Source organism: Planotetraspora kaengkrachanensis (assembly GCF_016862895.1).
GTDB classification, from domain to species: Bacteria; Actinomycetota; Actinomycetes; order Streptosporangiales; family Streptosporangiaceae; genus Planotetraspora; species Planotetraspora kaengkrachanensis.
Genome location: NZ_BONV01000005.1, coordinates 68,036 through 87,353 on the forward strand (window position 1 = coordinate 68,036; position 19,318 = coordinate 87,353).

Here is a 19,318-nt window from a genome sequence, read left to right on the forward strand (position 1 = left end):
GGCCGGCCGCGGCCGCCCGATCGACGAAAGGTCCGCCACCATGCGAGTTCTGATAGTGGGCGCCGGGATCGGAGGGCTCACCACCGCCCTCAGCCTGCACGCCGCAGGTGTCGACGTCGAAGTGGTGGACTCCGTCCGGGAGTTGCGCCCGCTCGGCGTGGGCATCAACCTGCTCCCGCACGCCACCCGGGAGCTCATCGAGCTCGGCCTGGGCGACGCGCTCAGCGCGACAGGCCTGCCCGTGGAGTCGTTCGCGCACTTCGACCGGCACGGGAACCGGGTCTGGGGCGAGCCGCGCGGGATCGCCCTCGGCTACCGGTGGCCGCAGTACAGCATCCACCGCGGCGAGCTCCAGATGCTTCTGCTGGCGGCGGTGCGGGAGCGGCTGGGCGCGGACACGGTGCGGACCGGCACCACGTTCGTCCGGTTCGTCGACGGGCCCGACCACGTCTCCGCCACGCTGCGGGACCAGGCGACCGGCGAGCAGTTCGTCGAGACGGCCGACGCCCTCATCGGCGCGGACGGGTTGTACTCCGCGGTGCGCGCCCAGTCGCATCCCGGCGAGGGCCTTCCTCTGTGGAACGGTGTCCGGCTGTGGCGCGGCATCACTGAGGCCGACGCGTTCCTCGACGGCCACACGATGGCCATCCTCGGCACCAGATTCCTGGCGAAGTTCGTCGTATATCCGATCTCCCGGCCGGACGACCGAGGCCGGGCCTCGCTGAACTGGCTGGCCGAGGTCCAGTCGGCCACCGGCCGGCTCACCGAGATGCCCGACTGGAACCGGGCCGGTCGGCTCGAAGACGTGCTCCCCCACTTCGCGGACTGGAACGTCGGCTGGCTCGACGTGCCCGAGCTGATCAGCGGCGCCGAAGAGATCCTCGAGTACCCGATGGTGGACCGCGACCCGCTGCCGTTCTGGAGCCGGGGCCGGGTCACCCTGTTGGGCGACGCCGCGCACCCGATGTACCCCCTCGGTTCCAACGGCGGATCGCAGGCGATCCTCGACGCCCGGGCGCTCGCCTACGAGCTCACCCGGGCGGACTCCCCCGCCGCCGGGCTCGCGGCCTACGAGGCGGTACGGCGCAAGACGGTGAACCCGATCGTTCTGGCCAACCGCACCACCCGCGGGGACACCATCATGGAGACCGTCGCGCGGCGGGCACCCGACGGCTTCGACCGCGTGGACGAGGTGCTGTCAGAGCAGGAACTCGCCGCGCTGGCGGACGGCTACCTGTCGATCTCGCACACCGACGGCCGGAATCTGCCCTCGCCGTGGACGCCGGTGCCTCGCGCCCGGTAGTTCACTTGACGTCGGTGTAGCAGTCGGCGGCCGCGCCCGGCACGTCTGCTCGAATCACTGCCGGCTGGTGGCGAGCACGTGCAGCTTGGCCAAGACATCGTCAGCGGGGCCGCGTGGCACAGCCTCGGCGACGAGGATACGCAGGCCGGGAGCGCTCTCGATCCGCAACGTCTCGAGCGAAAAGGTCAGCTCGCCGACTTCGCTGTGGTGCAAGCGGATGAGTCCCTGGTTCCTGCCACGTACATCGTGGCGAGCCCAGAGCCGGCGAAACTCCTCACTTTCCCGTGAGATCTCGTCAACCAGCTCGAGCAAGTACGGGTCGTCGCGGTCTGGGCCCGCCACGGCACGCAGGTGAGCGACATTCGCAGCCGCTTCCTCTTCCCAGTTCAACCAGAACTGGCGTGCCGCAGGGTTGAGGAAGCCCAATCTGATCAGGTTGTCGGTGTAATCCACCTCCTCGAAGAGCGCAGTGGCCACCCGGTTTTTGGCCAGAATGTCCAACCGACGGTTCACCACGAAGACTGATGCGTCATCCCATTTCTCGATGAACCGCAACACGCGGAGGCTGACCTGATCCGCGCGCGAAACGGTCCTTTGGACGCATGCTCGCGGGTGTGCGAGCTTGAACAGGTACTCGGTGGCAGCGGGGTCGAGCTGGAGAGCCCGTGCCAAGGCGGCGAGCACCTGATCCGATGGGTTGTCATCCCTCCCCTGCTCCAGCCGGGTGTAGTAGTCGGCGCTCAGACCGGCCAGCATCGCGATCTCCTCGCGGCGCAACCCCGGAGTCCGGCGACGCCCGCCCACACGTGTCAGCCCCACCTGATCAACGGTTATGAGCCGGCGCCGAGCGCGAAGGAACTCTCCCAGAAGAGTGCTCATTCCAGGCACGATAGGAAATCCCAGGTCAACAACCTGCAAAACGACTCATCACCGGGTCGGGTGATCCGCGTCGGGGGGTGTCGTTACCGGGATGTCTCGGGGTCGACCGTACGAGCGAGCCATTCAGTGCGGGTTCGGCGGGCGGCGGTCGACAGTCGGGCGTCGGGAAAGAGGGCGTCGAAGCCATGGAAGCCGCCGGCCCAGACGTGGAGCTCGGCCTGGCCGCCCGCGGCCCAGATGCGCGTGGCGTAGTCGACGTCCTCATCGCGGAAGACCTCTGCGGAACCGGCATCGATGTAGGTCATGGGCAGGCCGGACAGGTCTTCGGCCCTGGCGGGTGAGAGGTAGCCGGGAACCTGGTCGTCGGTGAGGTCGCCGAGAACGGCGTTCCAGGCGAACGCGTTGGTTTCGCGGGTCCAGACGCCGGGTTCGCCGGCGTACTGGCGACTGGAGGTGGTGGCGTTGCGGTGGTCGAGCATGGGACAGATCAGCATCTGGGCGGCGATCGCGGGGGTGCCGCGGTCGCGAGCCATGAGGGCCACGCCCGCGGCGAGGCCGCCGCCGGCGCTTGCGCCCGCGACGACGATGCGGTCGGGGTCGATGCCGAGGTCGTCAGCGTGGTCGGCGACCCACGACAGGCCCTGGTAGCAGTCCTCGACAGCGGTGATGCCGCCGGCCTCGGGCGCAAGCCGGTAGTCGACGGTGACCACAACGGCTCTGAGCAGGTCGAGCCATTCGAGGGGGATGTCGATCTGCGAGAACCGGTCACCCATGATCATGCCGCCGCCGTGCATCCAGTAGACGCATGGAGCTCCGGGTCCGGCGTCGGCCGGAGTGAGGACCGTCATCGGGATTCGCGCGCCGTCGGAGCTGGGGACGGTGACCTCGCGCCGGTCTACGGCGCGGCCGTCGAGCAGGGTCTCGATCGGCGTCAGGGCCATCCGGCGCAGCTGCGGGAGGATCCGCGGAGTGACCTCGGGAATGAGCGGCATGTCGGCGAGGAGATCATTCAGTTCGGGGTCGAGAGCGGGGCGTGCGAGGAACGGCATGGGAGTCCTTTCGGTACGTGTTTCGGGTCAGTGGGAGGGGTGTGGGGGCGGGGTCAGAAGGTCTTGCCGCCGACCGGGACGTAGTCGGTGTACGGGGATTCCGCGACGACCAGGTCCTGGACCTGGGAGACGATCGCCTGGGCGGCCTGACCGGCGAAGATCCGGTGGTGGTCCTCCTCGCCGGTCCAGCCCTCGGTGACGTGGACGACGTCGGGGTCGGACGCCGAACGGCACACGAGGTAGACGAGGCAGTGCTCGCTCGCGGCCGGCTTGCCCTCGTCCAGGCCGGTCAACAGCAGGTCGACCAGCCGGGCGCCCATGCCGGGCTTGGCGGTCAGGGTGGCGTTGAACCCATAGCGGACGTTCATGACGGAGCTCCTTGTCGGACAGATGCAGAATCCTCCCGACCAGGTGATCCTTCGTCATCCGGTCGGCGGCTTCGCTGATCCAATTTCACCTTGCTGAGCAAGGGACTGGTAGAAGGAAGCTCTCCGCCTCTTGCACGATCCTCTACTCAAGTGGAATGGAGCCAGGGTCGCTGTGATGGAATCAGGGCATGGGACTCGAGGAGCTTCGTACCCTGCTGGCCCGGCACGTCCGGCCCGATGAGACCACCGCGATCGACGGCCTGCACATCGCGAAGGCCGAGCGGCCGGGCCCGCCGGCACTGACGATGTCCGGCACCGTGCTGGCGGTCCTCACTCAAGGCGCCAAACGCCTGATGGTGGGCGACCGGATACATGAGTACCGGCCCGGCACGTACCTGGTCGCGTCGGTCGACCTGCCGGTCACCGGCCACTTCGTCGACGTCGGCCCGCAGCACCCGGCGCTGGGAATGGCGCTCGTTCTGGAACCGTCCGCCATCGCCGACCTCCTCTTGCATGCCGGGCCCGGCGACCTTCCCCGTTCCCGGGCGGGAGCACTCCCGGGCATCGCCGTCGCCGACATGACAGCCGGACTTCTCGACGCTCTGATCCGCCTGGTGCGCCTGCTCGAATGGCCTCGCGACCAGGCGGTTCTGGCGCCGATGGTCAAACGCGAGATCCTCTGGCGGCTGATCACCGGAGAGCAGGGCGGCGCCGTACGCCAGCTCGGCCTCGCCGACAGCAACCTGAGCCACATCACCCGAGCCGTCCGCTGGATCCGCGACAACTACGCCGAACCCTTCCGCGTCGAGGACCTGGCACGGCTGACCGGTATGAGCCCCTCAGCGTTCTACCGGCACTTCCAGACCGTCACCGCGCTGAGCCCCATCCAGTTTCAGAAACAGATCCGCCTCCAGCAGGCCCGGCTCCTGCTCGCCACGCACCCCCGCGACATCACCGCCATCGCCCACCGCGTGGGGTACGACAGCCCCTCCCAGTTCAGTCGCGAATACCGCCGCCAGTACGGCACCCCGCCCAGTCATGACGCCGCCCGTCTGCACCACCCCACGCGTTGATCCCTATTGCGGCGACCGGATCAAGGGGCTCCAGCCCAGGTGGGGAGACGGTCCCGGTTCTGGGCGGTAGCAGCCATAGGTGGGACCCCGGCAGCAGGATCACCTGCTTGCAGGCCAGCCGAAATGTATACAGAACCCCGTAGACCGTATACTCGTGCAAGCTGTAGCAGAAACCACGGACGATGCACTTCTGCAGGTGGCCCGCGGCTTCACTGAGAGATGGTCGGCGTGCCGGCGGTCTGCATCGATAGATGCGCTGACGACTCAGGTGCGTTCATCCGCGACGTCCGCATGACGGGTGATCGCCTGATGTACCGATGATCGCCGCACATACGACTTCCAAAAGGTACGGAACGTGTCTTCGGCCCTGCGGGCATCGCATGGCGATGTCGCCACGGAAACGTGAGCCACGATTCGAGGAATCAATGGGACTTCACCGACGACTTTGCTCGATCCGCGCACGGTTCACGACTGCGGCTGCGCTGTTCGCGTTGCTCGTCTTCAGCGCGATCGGGGTCGCCCTCGACATCGCTGTCCGTAAGACGATCGAAAGCCGGATGTGGACGCTCATGACACGAGCGGCAAGCGAGTGGATCGCCCGAATGAAGCCGGGCCACGTGCCGGCGCCGCGTTCGACGGCGAACGTCCCGCTCCTCCAACTCGTGGACTCCCATGGACGCGTGGAGGCGGCCTCTCGGGCGGCGCTGGGCAGGCCACCGTTGAGCAAGGCCCGTCCCACGTACAGCCACCACGCTCTTCATCTCGAGCGATGCTCACACGGCCACTGCATCCTGGTGACGGCGATCCGAATCTCGCCTCAGGAGGCCTCACTGCTCTGGCGAGGCGATCCCCATGTCGTCTACGCAGGAATGCCAGAGCCATTCACCCTGGCCGGCACCCGGCTGGGGCTCCTTATTTTGATCATGGTCGTGTTAGCGATCATCGTGACGACGTGGATCACCTGGGTCGTGGTGGGCAAGACATTCCGCCCAGTGGCGGACATCAGGGCTCGAGTATCCGATATCACCGTAAGTGACCTCCGGCTGCGTGTGCCCGAGCCGCCTCAAGATGACGAAATCGGACAACTGGCCCGCACCTTCAATCACACGCTGGCCCGCCTGGAAGCGGCTGTAGAGCACCAGCGGCATTTCGCCTCACTCGTTTCCCACGAACTCAGGACGCCCCTGGCCGCCCTGCAAGTTGAGCTCGACGAGGCACTGCTGTATCCGGACGAGGTCGATCCGCGCGCGACGATCGCCAGGAGTCTGTCGATGACCGAGAGATTACGCACAGTGATCGACGACATGTTGATGTTCGCCAGGGTTCGAACAGCTGCTGCGCCGCCCCCCGAACCCGTCAACGTCTCTGCGCTGATAAGCGACAAACTGATCACTACGTGCCGTGACGTCCCGGTGTTCACCCGCGTCGAGGATGACCTGAAGGTCTTGGGGAGCGGGTCACAACTGTGCGCCGTACTGAACAACCTGGTGGTCAATGCGCAGCGGCATGCCGACACTCGGGTCGAGGTCAGCGCGACACGCGTGGACGGCCACGTTGTCGTGTCGGTGACCGACGATGGCGATGGAATCGCCCCTTGCGACCGCGAACGAATCTTCAAACCGTTCGTCCGCCTGGATGACGGGCGCCAGAAAGATCCAAACGGCACCGGACTGGGCCTCGCCATCTCGCGAGAGGTCGCCGCCGCCCACCGAGGGACGTTACATGTCGAGGACTCGCCACGAGGCGCACGATTCGTCCTCCGCCTGCCGGCTCTGGAGACGAAGGATCCCCGACTTCCAGCCTCCGGAGATGGAACAGAGCTCCTTGACCTCGACAGTCCATGATCATCATCCGTAAGCGGCATTCCAGCGGTTCACCCGGCTCGACACCGCCCGCAGCTTGGATGCCGGCGGACCGCCCTCGGTGTGTCTCGCGCCTGGACGAAGTGCGGATTCCACGAACCACAGAATTTGATCTTGTGACAAGATCCCAGAATGCTGCGACTTACCGACTTCATCATCGACTGCCCAGACGCGATGAAACTGGCGGCCTTCTACTCCGAGGTGACGGGTCGCCCGCTCAAGGAGGGCAGCCACGAGAACTGGGCCGGTATCCAGTTCGGCGAGATCGAGCTGGCCTTCAACCCGGTGGAGGACTACCACCCCCCACAGTGGCCCGACAGCGAGCACCCCAAGCAATTCCACCTCGACTTCGAGGTCGACGACATCGAGGCCGAACAGAGCCGCGTCCTGGCCCTCGGGGCGTCCCTGCAGCAGGACTCCATCGGCTCCGACGGCTATGGCTGGCGCGTCTACACCGACCCCGTCGGTCACCCCTTCTGCCTCTGCCACAACAAGGGTGTCATCTGGACCGACCAGGGCCTCATCTGGCCCAAGCGCGCTTAGGGCGGCTCCAAGCGCTACAAGGGTGCGCGGCTGACCCGCTAGGACGTCACTTCGATACAGGACCTAGCTCAACTCTGAGCGGAACTGGTCGTCGCGCCATTCGTCGGGCCTGGGCTCGTTCTCGCGCGCACGCAGTTCAACCCGGCGGATCTTGCCGGACAGGGTCTTGGGCAGATCGGAGAACTCGATGCGGCGTACCCGCTGATAAGGGTTCAGCCGCTCGCGGGTGTGTTTGAAGATCGACAGTGCCGTCTCCCTCGTCGGCTCGTGCCCCGGCGCCAGCGCGATGTAGGCCTTGGGTACGGCCAGGCGAATCGGATCAGCCGCCGGAACGACGGCCGCCTCCGCCACTGCGGGGTGCTCGATCAGGACCGATTCCAGCTCGAACGGACTGATCTTGTAGTCGCTCGCCTTGAAGACGTCATCGGTGCGCCCGACGTAGAAGATGTATCCCTCACTGTCGATCGTGGCCACATCGCCGGTGTGGTAATAACCGCCGGCCATCGCCTCGGCGGTGCGTTCCGGATCTGACTGGTATCCCTTCATCAGGGACAGCGGCCTGCGGGCCAGTTCCAGGCAGATCTCTCCCTCGCCCGGCCCGATCAACGGCTTATGGGTGCCGACGTCGACCAGGACCACGGGAACGCCCGGCAGCGGACGACCCATCGAACCCGGCTTGACCTCGGCCCCGGGCACGTTGCCGACCTGCGCGGTCGTCTCCGTCTGCCCGAACCCGTCCCGGATCGTCAGCCCCCAGGCACGCCGGACCTGCTCGATCACCTCGGGATTCAACGGCTCCCCGGCGCCGACCGCCTCACGCAACCCCGCAGGACGTTCCCCCAACTCCGCCTTGATCAGCATCCGCCACACCGTCGGCGGGGCACAGAACGAGTTGACCTCACGCGCGCGGATCTGCCCCAGCAGCGCGGCGGAGTCGAAACGGCTGTAGTTGTAGACGAACACGGTCGCCTCGGCGATCCACGGCGCGAAGAAGCATGACCACGCGTGCTTGGCCCATCCGGGAGATGAAATGTTCAGGTGTACGTCACCCGGCAGGATCCCCAGGAAGTACATCGTCGGCAGATGCCCGACCGGATAGGACACCTGGGTGTGCTCGACCAGCTTCGGGCGCGACGTCGTCCCCGACGTGAAGTAGAGCAACACCGGGTCATCCACCGACGTCCGCGGATGCTTGATCGGCGCCCACTCCAGCGTCGCCGCCTCTCGCAGATCAGCCCAGCCGTCAGCCTGTCCGACACTGATTCGCGTGAACTCTCCCGGCACCTTACCCAGCCGCGCAGTGTCGGCCGCCTTGCAGATCAGATGCCGCGCACCACTGCGGGCGATCCGCTCGGCCACATCCGCCGCCGTGACGGCGGTCGTGGTGGGCAGCACGACCGCCCCCAACTTCATGATCGCCAGCATCGACTCCCATAGCTCCACCTGATTACCCAGCATCAGGAGAACCGGGTCACCCTTCACCACGCCGTTCGACGCCAGCCACGACGCCAGGCGATCCGACGCCCGAGCCATCTCATCGAAGCTCCGCTCGATCGCCGAACCGTCCTCCTCCACGACCGCCAGAGCCGGCCGGTCGTTGCCGCGCGCGATTGCGTCGAACCAGTCGACCGCCCAGTTGAAGCGGTCACCGAGCTGCGGCCACTGGAACTCCGCCACGGCCCGCCTGTAGTCACCCCGCATGGACAGGAGTTGGTCCCGGCTCGCCCGGTAAGCACTGGTGACGTCCATGGGGGGCTCCTCGGTTGAACGCTCGTAGAACGAGGATGCACACGTCACGTCTGAGCGACTAGCCCCGAACGGGGGTAGTCCAATCTTGCCCGTCAATCCGCGAAAGGCGTTCGCGCAATTGACGGCGTGACGTGATGGAGAGCTTCATGAACACCTTGCGCAGGTGGTAGTCGACGGTATTGGCGCTGATGTAGAGACGGGTGGCGATCTCCTGATTCGTCGCCCCATGCGCGGCCAGGGCGGCGATCTGGGCCTCTCTCGGGGTGAGCCCGTCGGTGGACTCCACGCTTCGCTTCGGTGGCCTGTGGCCTCCGGCGATGAGCTCGGCTCGAGCCCGCTCCGCGAAGTCGTTCGCTCCCATCGTCGTAAACATGGTGTGGGCCTTGGCGAGGTGGAGTCCGGCTTCGGTACGGCGGCGCACCCGGCGTAACCATTCGCCGTAGAGCAGGTGGGCCCGGGCAAGATCGGTGATGATCCCGGTGCCTTCGAGCAGCCGGATCGCCTCGGCGTAGTGCTGTTCGGGCTCGTCGGTCAGCAGAGCTCGGGACCGAGCGAGCAGTCCGAGCGCCCATGGTGTGCCCGCTGCGGCGGCGCGTTCGGCGAGCCGGTCCAGTACGGCCCGCGCGACGTCCGGTTGACCGCCACGCACGGCAGCCTCAAGCAGCTCGGGTAAGGGTGGAGTGTTGAAGAAGGCGAAGTCGTCATCGAACGCGCGGTGCGCCGCATCGAGAGCCTCGCGATAGTTTCCGCGTCCGAGTTCCAGCACGGCGAGCGCCGTTCTGGCCAGTTGCACCATGTGGCCGCCTACTGCTTGTGGTTCCGCAGGGCCGAGGCTCAACAGCCTGGCGGCGGCCTGCCGGGTGCGGGTCTCGTCACCCTGCCACGCCAGGAGCAGCACTTCCCCCGGCGAGCCAACGCGTGAACTCCCGATGACGGCCGACAGTTCATCGCACTCTGCAAAAAGCAGGCCGGCAGCCGCGAACTGGCCCCGCCAAATCCTCAGCATCGCCTGGCAGTGCAGCGCCCTTCGCAGGACCTGCAGGTCGCCTCGTTCCCGGGCCCGGTCGGCTTCATTGACGGCGATCGTGCTGATCGCCTCGTCGTCCCAGAGTTGCATCGCCGCAGTGCCGCTCAGGACGAGCCATGAAGAGGGTTCTTCCTCGGGGGTGCGCCGGCGGATCGCAGTCAATGCGGCTCGGAGGAACGGCGCGGAGGCGTCGAACCCCTCGATGACCGCCGTGGCATGACCCCTCAGCAGAGTCCGGGCGCCGGACTCCGACTGCTCGCTGTCACGGACGAAGCGCAACGCGAATTCCGCCAGATCGTGGAGGCTCTTGTCCGTCACCGTCCAGGGGGAGATGGCGGCAGCCTCGAACGCCGCCAGCAGCGACTCCGTCACCGGGGCGATGTGGTGGTCTTGGAACAGGGTCGCCGCCCGGAGAAGGACCCCGATCGCCTGCTCCGACCTGGACGTGTGCAGGAGCAACATCCCGCGCAGTCGCATGGCGTCCGCCGCCGAACCGTCATCGAGGGCGGGCTCCGCCTGGTCCAGCAGATGCTCGGCACGCTGAACATGGCCTGCGGCCTGCGCCGCGCCCGCCGCCGCCACGAGCCGTGCGGTGCGCTTCGCCGGGTGTGGGGACAGGCCCGCGGCATGTGCCAGGAGAGTCGCCTCCGCGGCGAAACCTCCCCGGAGACGTGCGTGATGAGCCGAGCGTTCGAGTTCGGCCGCGACATCCTCGTCCAGATGGGCGGTCGCCGCAGCGAGGTGCCACGCACGCCGGTCGGCGTCGGTGTCTCGATCTGTCATGGCCGCCAGTGCGCTGTGGACGGCTCGCCGGAGGCCGTCGGCCGCACCGCCGTACACAGCTGAGCGCATCAAGGGGTGCCGGAAGCCGATCACACGATGTGTGTTGATCAGACCAGCGGTCACGGCGGGTTCGGCCGCCGAGATCAGATCCGGTGCGCCGCCGGAGGCCTTGAGGTGCAGTACGGTCCGCCATACGAGGCCGGGGTCCCCGGTGGGGTCGGCGGCCGTGACGAGCAGGAGTGTCCGGGTGTGCTCGGGCAGCATCCCGACCCGGCGCAGAAAGCCGGCCTCCAGCTGTCGTCCCATCGGCAGCCGTTCCGAGAGGGGGATGGGCGGCTCCCGGCGGGCGATCAGTTCGCGACCCAGTTCGCAGATGGCCAGCGGATTGCCGCCCGTCTCGATCACGATCCGGTCGGCGGTGCGTGGGTCGAGCCTGTCTTTGACGGTCGACGCGAGAAGGGTGTGCGCGGCTTGTGTGGCAAGTCCGGTCACAAGGTGTGTGGGTAAGTCGTCCAGCGCGGTGAGTCCGTCGGTTCCCCGGAGACCGACGAGGATGGCGACGCGGTCGGCCTGCAGACGCCGCGCGACGAAGGCGAGTGTGCGGAGGGACTCGTCGTCGAGCCACTGCGCGTCGTCGCACACGCACAGCACCGGCCGTGTCTCAGCGTGGTCGGTGAGCAGCGTGAGCACCGCCAGGCCAACGAGAAAGGGGTCGGGAGCGATGCCTTCCGCCATGCCGAAGGCGCTCTCAAGCGCGGCACGTTGAGGAATGGGAAGGCCGCTGAGCCGGTCCAGAAGAGGCAGCATCAATCGGTGCAGACCGGCATATCCGAGCTCGGATTCCGCCACGACCCCGGTGACGCGGAGCACCCGCATTCCCGTCGCCGACTCCATCGCGTGGTCGATGAGAGCGGACTTGCCGATACCGGCTTCGCCGCGGAGCACAATTGTCCCGCTCTTGCCCCGTTTGGCGGCTTGAAGCAATCCCGCCAGAAGTTCTTTTTCGACTTCCCGGTCTAGGAGTTGCATGGTCGGAGCCTATCCGCCCGCTTTTGATCGAGTCACGATCAAGTAGCGCGCTCCAACAGAATGATCAGGTGGTGGGCGGCACTCTGCGCATTTACTGCCAGTAGCACTTCCTGCCGTACTCGGCGTCGAGGGCGTCATCCAGGCCGTCGGCCCAGGAGTGAAGCGCCACTCCCCCGGTGACCGCGTCGGCTATTTCTTCTCGATGGGCGCCTACGCGACCGAACGCCTTGTCGCCGCGGAGTCGCTCATCCCGATTCCGGAAGACATCGGAGCAGACCAGGCGGCCGCGTTCCTGGCCAAGGGATTGACCGCCTGGATGGGAATCAGGGCATTGCATCAGGTCCAGCCCGGTGAGGTGATCCTGGTCCAGGGGGCATCCGGCGGGGTGGGCTCCATCCTCTCGCGCTGGGCGAAGGACTTGGGCGCGACGGTCATCGGAGTGGCCGGCTCGAAGGAGAAGTTGCCCCAGGTGCAGGCCGGTGCCGACCACGCGCTGCTTGCAACGGACCCTGACTTTCTCGCCACGGTGCGAGAGGTGACGGCCGGCGGCGTGGACGTCGTGTACGACCTCGTGGGCCAAGCAACCGCCGAGTTGTCCGCACAGGCCGTCCGTGACGGCGGGAAGATCGTCACCATCGGCGCCGCCTCGGGCCCGCCGCGGCATTATGCATCGCTTCAGGGTAAGCGTGGAATCCGGCTGGTCGGCGGACCGACCGGACGTCGACCTCGTCGGCGTATCCCACCTCCTCGGCTGGCCGAAGGCGGAAGGAAGCAACGAACAAGCAGGTCCGAGCCTCGTGGACAGGCGTAAGCCGGATTCCAGGGGGCTCGGACCTGTGTCAGGTCCCCGTGCCTTAGAGGTGTGGTGAGCATGGCCCGAAACGTAGGCTTAATAATTTCCTTCGTCAAGTATTGATTCATGGGCGAACGGGTCCTACGCTCGGCGGCACTCACAGGCTTCCCCGCCAGACTTTGAGGACCCCCCATGCCCGTTGTCGCCCTTCGTGCCGTTTCCCCTGGCCACCGCGCGCGATCACTCACTTTCCTCCTCACTCCGTCGCGTCATGCGTACTCAACGGAGAGAGTCCTTATGGACGAGTTCGGCAAGGCGCCAGGCGACCTCCCCTGATCGGGTCGGGTTCACGGATGCCGACCGTGTACGCCGGAGTCGCGTCCAGTTGATTCAGGCCGGTCGACGAGCCTCTCGTCGGTGCGCGGCCGTCCAGCTCTCCAGCCGACCAGAGCGGGCGCATGCGCCCACCCGAGCCGGACCTGCACGTGCGCTGCCTCGTGCGAGTGCGCCGCGCGATCGGAGACGCGTCCCGGCATCAGAACGGCGATCCCGAGCGGTCGCCACTGCGCAGTTGAGTGCGCTGAGGCATCCGGCTCCGTGCTCGCCGACGCAGGCATCCCACTGCCCACCCCTCGACCCGCGTCAGGCGGTGCTCCTCGACATCACGAGGCTGCCATCACTGATCGCTCCACCGGGCGGCCCACCGCCGCACGGCCATCGTGGCCCGGACCACACCGAAGAGGAGAAGATCGCTTGAATCGATATACGAGGACGCGCCGAGCGCTCATGGTGATGAGCGTCGCGGCGATGGCCGTGGGACTCACACTCGGCGAGGTCATGCCGGCGTCCGCGACCCGGGCCGGCATCGGCCTGACGGCGTCCACGACCGCAGCGCCGAGCACCGCGCCCACTCCGTCGACGACGCCGTCGACGACACCCGCGTCCGACACGGTGCCGACCCCGACGCCGAGGAAGCCACTCGCGTCCACCGCCGACCCGTGGGCCACGCGGCCGTACATGGGGTGGAGCAGCTACAGCATGCAGGTCTACTCCGGGAACTCGAAGTGGATCACCGGCGAGCAGCTCATCAAGCAGTCCGACGCGATGCACGCCAAGCTGCAGAAGTACGGCTACAACTACATCAACGTCGATGCGGGATGGAACGACGGGGTCGACGCCAACGGGCGGCCCAAGCCCAGCACCACGCTCTATCCGCAAGGCCTGCAGAAGATCATCGACCACGTCCACGCGAACGGTCAGAAGTTCGGGCTCTACATGATCCCGGGCATCTCCCCCGACGTTTACAACGCGAACCTGCCGATCGCCGGGGCCCCGGGATGCACGACGCACGACATCGCCGCGCAACCGCTCCGCCCTTCCGACTACTGGAAGATCGGCTACAAGATCGACTTCTCGAACCCGTGCTCACAGAAATACATCGACTCGATCGTCGACCTGCTCGCGCAGTGGGGTGTCGACTTCGTCAAGTTCGACAGCGTCACGCCCGGATCCGGGGTGAGCGACCTCTCGCTTGACGCCCGAGACGACGTCGCGGCTTGGTCGAAAGCCCTCAAGGCGCACAAGATCTGGTTCGAACTGTCGTGGGCGCTCGACCCGAACTACGCGGACTACTGGCGATCCATGGCCAACGGCTGGCGGGTCCAGTGGGACGTCGAGTGCTACTGTCCCAATGACGCGCTCACGAACTGGGACAACATCGCCCGGCTTTTCCCGACCGAGGCGACCTGGTGGCGTAACGGCGGAAACGGCGGCTGGAACGACCTCGACTCGCTTGACGTCGGCAACGGCAAGATGGACGGCCTGACCCGCGACGAACGCCAGACGGCGATGACGCTGTGGGCGACCTCCGCCGCGCCGCTGTACACGGGCAACGACCTGACAGACCTCGACGCCTACGGGCTCAGCCTGCTCACCAACCCGGAGGTCATCGCCGTCGACCAAGAAGGAACGCCGGCGCGCCCGGTCTCGACCGCGACTCAGCAACAGGTGTGGTACGCGCTCAACTCCGACGGCAGTTACACCGTCGCGCTGTTCAACCTCGGCCGGACCGATAAGGACATCACCGCGAACTGGGCCGACATCGGTCTGACCGGCTCCGCCACCGTGCGCGACCTGTGGGCGCGCAAGAACCTCGGCCGTTTCCGCACCGGGTTCACCGCCTCGGACGTCCCCATCCACGGGGTACGGCTCCTCAAGGTGACGCCGCAGTCCGGCGCCGAAGTCAGTGTCAACGACGACGCGCTCCGCGTCGGCTATGCCGGTGAGTGGACCCGCAACGGCGGAAACGAGGTGGCCGCAACCACCCAACCACTCGACGTCAACGTCACCGACACCGGCACCGCGGCGCCGCCGTCGGCATCGGGCCCGACCCGGACCACCACACTCGACGACACCGCCTCCGGCATCGTCTACACGGGATCGTGGTCGCAAAGCACCGGACGGGGCCTGGGCGACTACGGCGACGGCGTGCACTACACCGAACACGACGGTGACTCGTTCCAGCACACCTTCGTGGGCACGGGCGTCTCCTACATCACCGAAATGGACACCTCGCAGGGGAACGTCGATGTCTACATCGACGAACAGTTCGTGAAGACCGTGAACACCGGGCGCGATTCAGGACAGCCGCGCCTCGCGCAACAGACGGTATTCAGCGTGAACGACCTGCCCAACGGAAGCCACACGCTCAAAGTCGTCAAGAAGTCCGGGTCTTTCATGCTGCTCGATCGCATCGACGTGATCCAGCCGAGTCTCATCGACCCGTCGGCGGTGTCGTTCGACAAGAAGGCCCCCGCGGACGTGCAGGTGAAACTCCTGCGCGACGGCAGTGAGTTCGCCGGGGTTTCGCTCAATGGCACAGCACTCAAGGAAGGGACCGACTACACCCTGTCAGGGTCGACGGTGACCCTGCCGGCCGGCTATCTCGCCACGCTGCCTGTCGGCGCGGCGAAACTGGACTTCGCGTTCCGCGGGGACAACCTCGACGACGTCCACGCCACGACCCGCAACGGCGACTCGGTCTCGTACACGTTCGCGGGCACAGGCGTCGACTGGATCACCGCCACCACGCCTGATCAGGGGCTCGTCGACATCTACGTCGACGGCGAACTCGTCAAGCGCGTCGACACGCACAGCGACACACGCTCGACGCAGCAGAAGGTGTTCAGCGTCTCAGGGCTCACGAAGGCGCAGCACACCTTCATGGCGGTGAAGGCATCGGGCGACGTGATGCGCACCGACGTCATCCGTTACACCACCCGATGATCCGGGGAGGGCCGGGGCGTCGGGTGACGCTCCGGCCCTCCTTCGCGACGACGGAGGTTCCGCAGAAGCCCGTGATGACCTACGCGCCGCACGCTAATCCAGGGGGCTCCGCAGAAGGCGGCTTTGGCACGAACTGAAGTTCGCGGCGCTTCCCGACAGAGGATCACCCAGTAGGTGGTCGCTACCATTCGTCCCCTTTGCCACTGCTTTTCGGCGCGTGTGTTCCACTGACCTGGGGGGACTCCAGGATGAGTGCAGGACGCCGATTACCCATCGCAACACGAATCACCCTGTTCACCGGGGTGGTCGCGGCGCTGCCGGCTGTGCTCGCGACGATGCTGATGTTCACCGTGGGCCATTTCGCCACCAAGCACCTTGCCAAGGAGAACGCCGTGATCGGCGCTCGCGTGGCCATCCGGGTGGAACGGGGCCAACCGGTGAACCGCCCCCTCACGCTCAGCCCGTCCCGCAGCGTCCAAGTCGTCGACGCACAGGGTCGGGTGGCCGCCTCGACCGAGAAACTACGAGGCAAGCCGGCCATGGCCGCGTTCGCGCCCAATGGTCACAGGCCCGCCACGTCCGTCGTGTGCGGCGGAGTCTTCCCGCAAGGCGATTGCTACACCGTCGTCGCGCGGCCGGCTCATCACGCAGGCGAGAACTGGATCGTCTACAGCGCCTCCCCGGTGATCCCTCCGTGGATCGATCCCCGGCTCGCCGGCCTGGTAGGAGGAAGTACGGTGCTGCTCGCAGCGGCCGTCACCTACCTTGGCTACCGGTTCGCCATCGCCTCGCTCAAGCCGGTGAACGCCATCCGAGCCGAACTCGACGAGATCGACGCGACCTGCCCTGGCCGCCGAGTCTCCATACCGCCCAGCGATGACGAGATTCACGATCTGGCCGTAAGCGTGAACAGGCTTCAAGCCGCCATGGATCAGCAGCGTCAGTTCCTCTTCGACGCCTCACACGGTCTGCGCAGTCCGATGGCCACGATGCGGGCCGATGTAGTGGATGCGCTGTACGCACCGACGAAGACCAATGTGACCGACGTCGTGATCACCATTCTCAACAGCCTGGACCGAATGCAGGCGATCACGCACGATCTGTTGACCCTCGCAGGTTTGGACGCGGGGGTGCCGGGCGCACGCCAGCTGATCGACCTGGCTGCACTGGTCATCGCGGAGCACCGGATCCGCCGACCTTCAGCGAAGACGCTCGAAGGCTCGCTCGACTATGGCGTGCTCGTGATCGGCGACCCCCTACGACTGGGCCGCCTGCTCAACAACCTTCTCGACAACGCCGAACGTCATGCTGAAACCACGATCACCATCACCCTGCGCCGCGAGCCGGGCGACGAGAACGGCGATCAACGCTTTCCCCAGGGTGCCGCCGTACTGGAGGTGCTCGACGACGGCGCCGGCATCGAGCCGGACAAGCGCGAAGTAGTGTTCCAGCGGTTCATCCGGTTGGACGCGGCTCGCGACAAGGATGTGGCAGGCACCGGACTGGGCCTGCCGATCGCCCGCCAGTTCGCTGAAGAAGGCGGAGGAACCCTCTGCGTCGAGGACAGCCCTCGCGGTGCACGCCTCGTCCTCCGGCTCCCGCTGTACCTGACAGCAAGCCACCTCTCGTAGAGATCCACCACCTCGACGGCAAGTGCGGAAACAGTCTGGCGACGTGCTGCAAATCGGCCGTCGCGGGCGGTAGCCGTCCTCAGCAGGGAATTGTGATGACCAGCGAGGTCCCGCTTCCGACCGGGCTGGTGACCTCCATTTCGCCGCCGATCACCGCAACGCGGTCCTTGAGGCCGATGAGCCCCGAGCCACAGCGGGGGTCGGCTCCTCCGATTCCGTCGTCGCGGATCCAGAGCCGCAGGACCGTCACGTCAACGGTGAGGTGGACGTGCACCACTGAAGCCTGCGCATGCTTGGCCGCGTTCGTGAGTGCCTCGGAAACGATGTAATAGACGGCGGTTTCGACGTGCTCGGGCTGCGACCCGATGTCGCCGACGTTCAGCTCGACCGGCAGGCAGGAGCGGCGCGCCAGCATTTTGAGGGCGGGGCAGAGGCCCCCTTGGGACAACATCGCCGGGTGCAGGCCACGGGAGAGCTCCTGGAGGTCTTCGACAGCGCCGGTCAGGCCTTCGACCATGCGCGACAGGCGGGCCTGAAGGTCGGGCGGCGCAATGGCTTCGACTTGCCGCAGTTCCAGCCCGAGCGTGACAAGACGTTGCTGCGCTCCATCGTGCAGGTCGCGCTCGATACGGCGGCGGGATTCATCGGCGGCCGCGATGATGCGGGCGCGGGAGGCGGTGAGTTCGGCTCGGCTCTGCGCGTTGGCGATCGCGGTCCCGAGGAGTTCGGTGAACTTCATCATGCGCTCCTCGATCGCCTCGGGTTGCGGGCCCTCCGCGCGCGAAAAGGCGATCATCACGCCCCACAGCCGGCTCTCGACCATGATCGGGCTGCCCACCGCCGAGCCGGGCGCCCACTCGCGTGTATGCCCGAAGAGCTCGCTGTCGTCGGTAGTGCACCGGGCCGGTTTCCCGGTTTCCCACACCAGCCTCGCCACCGGCACGTCTTCGATCGGCCGGCGTGAGCCATGCGGCACGAAATGGTCCAGGCCATCATGATCATCCCAGTGGCTCAGCATGGTCAACGTGCCGTCTACCTCGAACCGAGTCATGTCGGTGTGTCGTGTGCCCATGATGCGGCCCATCTCGCGGGTGACCGCGTTGAACACCTCGGATGGGCCGGCGCCACCGGCGACCAACGTCGCGACGCGTCGGAGCGCGGCCTGTTCCGCTGCGACGACCTCGCGATCGCAGGCCGCGCCCAGCAGGGCCTGCAGCGACGGCACCACCTGCTGGTGCAGCCGCAGCAACGTCGGCTCCGGCAGGTCCGTGGGGATCAGGAGGGTGGCGATCTGGGTGGCGCCGTCGCGCATCGGGAGCGCCCCGTATCGCCCGGTGGCGGCGACCACTGCGGGCTCGATCGCCGCGTAGCGCAGGTCCAGGGCCTGGGCCAGGCGCTGTGCTGCCGCCGGAAGTGCGGTTCGCAGGTCCTCCGCGCGCAGCAGCAGGTGGGCGAGGTCGGCGGCGAGGTCGGCCGTGCGACGCTGCTCTTCCGCCTCCACGGCCCGCGACCGGGCCAGGTCCCCGACGAAGCCGGCCAGCAGCGCGGTTGCGAGGAAGACCAGGGTCGTGACGAATTCCCCGCTGCCGGTCAACGTCCACTGATTGAAGGGCGGCAGGTGAAAGTACTCATAGGCGAGGGCGCTGGCCACCGCGGTCGCCAGTCCGGGCCCCAGCCCGAACACGGTCGAGATCAGCACCACGCCGAGCAGGTAAACGACGCCGAGCGAATTCGGGGGCACGAAGTGCCGGAGCGGGAAGAGCAGCAGGGTCACCGCGGCAACGCATGCACTGCCGGCCAGGACACCGACCGGCAGTGATGGAGCCTGGCGCAGCAGCGACGACGGCAGCCTCAATTGGCCTGATCTCCGTGTGCACCGCACGACATTTCCAGGTCGCCGTAGAACGGGTGGCCACCAGCAGATGGTCCCAGGCCGACACATCC

The 19,318-nt window shown here is 66.9% G+C and carries 13 protein-coding genes; 7 read left to right on the forward strand and 6 right to left on the reverse strand.

Annotated elements, in window-relative coordinates; all coding sequences use genetic code 11:
* Positions 1–40: 40 nt before the first annotated feature.
* A complete protein-coding gene (locus Pka01_RS08605; RefSeq protein WP_203882094.1) occupies positions 41–1,303 on the forward strand; it encodes a flavin-dependent oxidoreductase in 1,263 nt (420 codons plus the stop codon).
* Between the two features lie 54 nt (positions 1,304–1,357).
* Here the strand turns inward: Pka01_RS08605 and Pka01_RS08610 are convergent, their stop codons facing one another.
* The 3 genes from Pka01_RS08610 to Pka01_RS08620 form a co-directional block, all read right to left on the reverse strand.
* Entirely contained in the window at positions 1,358–2,182 is an 825-nt protein-coding gene (locus tag Pka01_RS08610) for a helix-turn-helix transcriptional regulator (protein WP_203882095.1), read from the reverse strand.
* A gap of 83 nt (positions 2,183–2,265) precedes the next feature.
* Complete coding sequence (locus Pka01_RS08615) at positions 2,266–3,231, reverse strand: alpha/beta hydrolase (RefSeq protein ID WP_203882096.1); 966 nt, start codon at positions 3,229–3,231, stop codon at positions 2,266–2,268.
* A gap of 53 nt (positions 3,232–3,284) precedes the next feature.
* Positions 3,285–3,599: a putative quinol monooxygenase gene (locus tag Pka01_RS08620; protein WP_203882097.1), complete on the reverse strand. Its 315-nt coding sequence runs from the start codon at positions 3,597–3,599 to the stop codon at positions 3,285–3,287.
* A 188-nt stretch (positions 3,600–3,787) separates the two neighbouring features.
* Here Pka01_RS08620 and Pka01_RS08625 point away from each other — a divergent pair, with 188 nt between their 5' ends.
* From Pka01_RS08625 to Pka01_RS08635, 3 genes are all read left to right on the forward strand, one after another.
* A complete protein-coding gene (locus Pka01_RS08625; protein ID WP_203882098.1) occupies positions 3,788–4,672 on the forward strand; it encodes an AraC family transcriptional regulator in 885 nt (294 codons plus the stop codon).
* Between the two features lie 491 nt (positions 4,673–5,163).
* Positions 5,164–6,516: a sensor histidine kinase gene (locus Pka01_RS08630; RefSeq protein WP_203882099.1), complete on the forward strand. Its 1,353-nt coding sequence runs from the start codon at positions 5,164–5,166 to the stop codon at positions 6,514–6,516.
* Between the two features lie 150 nt (positions 6,517–6,666).
* Entirely contained in the window at positions 6,667–7,077 is a 411-nt protein-coding gene (locus Pka01_RS08635; RefSeq protein WP_203882100.1) for a VOC family protein, read from the forward strand.
* 63 nt (positions 7,078–7,140) lie between these two features.
* On the opposite strand, the gene Pka01_RS08640 is transcribed toward Pka01_RS08635, so the two are convergent.
* Both Pka01_RS08640 and Pka01_RS08645 read right to left on the reverse strand, forming a co-directional pair.
* Positions 7,141–8,826 (reverse strand): AMP-binding protein, encoded by a 1,686-nt coding sequence (locus tag Pka01_RS08640; protein WP_203882101.1) that lies wholly within the window; start codon positions 8,824–8,826, stop codon positions 7,141–7,143.
* A gap of 58 nt (positions 8,827–8,884) precedes the next feature.
* Positions 8,885–11,665 (reverse strand): helix-turn-helix transcriptional regulator, encoded by a 2,781-nt coding sequence (locus Pka01_RS08645; protein ID WP_203882102.1) that lies wholly within the window; start codon positions 11,663–11,665, stop codon positions 8,885–8,887.
* 202 nt (positions 11,666–11,867) lie between these two features.
* Here Pka01_RS08645 and Pka01_RS08650 point away from each other — a divergent pair, with 202 nt between their 5' ends.
* From Pka01_RS08650 to Pka01_RS08660, 3 genes are all read left to right on the forward strand, one after another.
* Positions 11,868–12,476 (forward strand): zinc-binding dehydrogenase, encoded by a 609-nt coding sequence (locus Pka01_RS08650; RefSeq protein WP_203882103.1) that lies wholly within the window; start codon positions 11,868–11,870, stop codon positions 12,474–12,476.
* A gap of 735 nt (positions 12,477–13,211) precedes the next feature.
* Positions 13,212–15,743, forward strand: a complete 2,532-nt coding sequence (locus Pka01_RS08655; protein WP_203882104.1) for a X2-like carbohydrate binding domain-containing protein — start codon at positions 13,212–13,214, stop codon at positions 15,741–15,743.
* 248 nt (positions 15,744–15,991) lie between these two features.
* Positions 15,992–17,374: a sensor histidine kinase gene (locus Pka01_RS08660; RefSeq protein WP_203882105.1), complete on the forward strand. Its 1,383-nt coding sequence runs from the start codon at positions 15,992–15,994 to the stop codon at positions 17,372–17,374.
* A gap of 79 nt (positions 17,375–17,453) precedes the next feature.
* On the opposite strand, the gene Pka01_RS08665 is transcribed toward Pka01_RS08660, so the two are convergent.
* Positions 17,454–19,316 (reverse strand): sensor histidine kinase, encoded by a 1,863-nt coding sequence (locus Pka01_RS08665; protein WP_275414439.1) that lies wholly within the window; start codon positions 19,314–19,316, stop codon positions 17,454–17,456.
* Between the last annotated feature and the right edge of the window lie 2 nt (positions 19,317–19,318).

Coding starts and splice junctions, on each gene's coding strand:
- Pka01_RS08660 (WP_203882105.1), top strand. CDS start 15,992: ATGAGTGCAGGACGCCGATTACCCATCGCAACACGAATCACCCTGTTC.
- Pka01_RS08615 (WP_203882096.1), bottom strand. CDS start 3,231: ATGCCGTTCCTCGCACGCCCCGCTCTCGACCCCGAACTGAATGATCTC.
- Pka01_RS08625 (WP_203882098.1), top strand. CDS start 3,788: ATGGGACTCGAGGAGCTTCGTACCCTGCTGGCCCGGCACGTCCGGCCC.
- Pka01_RS08650 (WP_203882103.1), top strand. CDS start 11,868: ATGGGCGCCTACGCGACCGAACGCCTTGTCGCCGCGGAGTCGCTCATC.
- Pka01_RS08640 (WP_203882101.1), bottom strand. CDS start 8,826: ATGGACGTCACCAGTGCTTACCGGGCGAGCCGGGACCAACTCCTGTCC.
- Pka01_RS08635 (WP_203882100.1), top strand. CDS start 6,667: ATGCTGCGACTTACCGACTTCATCATCGACTGCCCAGACGCGATGAAA.
- Pka01_RS08620 (WP_203882097.1), bottom strand. CDS start 3,599: ATGAACGTCCGCTATGGGTTCAACGCCACCCTGACCGCCAAGCCCGGC.
- Pka01_RS08605 (WP_203882094.1), top strand. CDS start 41: ATGCGAGTTCTGATAGTGGGCGCCGGGATCGGAGGGCTCACCACCGCC.
- Pka01_RS08665 (WP_275414439.1), bottom strand. CDS start 19,316: ATGTGTCGGCCTGGGACCATCTGCTGGTGGCCACCCGTTCTACGGCGA.
- Pka01_RS08610 (WP_203882095.1), bottom strand. CDS start 2,182: ATGAGCACTCTTCTGGGAGAGTTCCTTCGCGCTCGGCGCCGGCTCATA.
- Pka01_RS08645 (WP_203882102.1), bottom strand. CDS start 11,665: ATGCAACTCCTAGACCGGGAAGTCGAAAAAGAACTTCTGGCGGGATTG.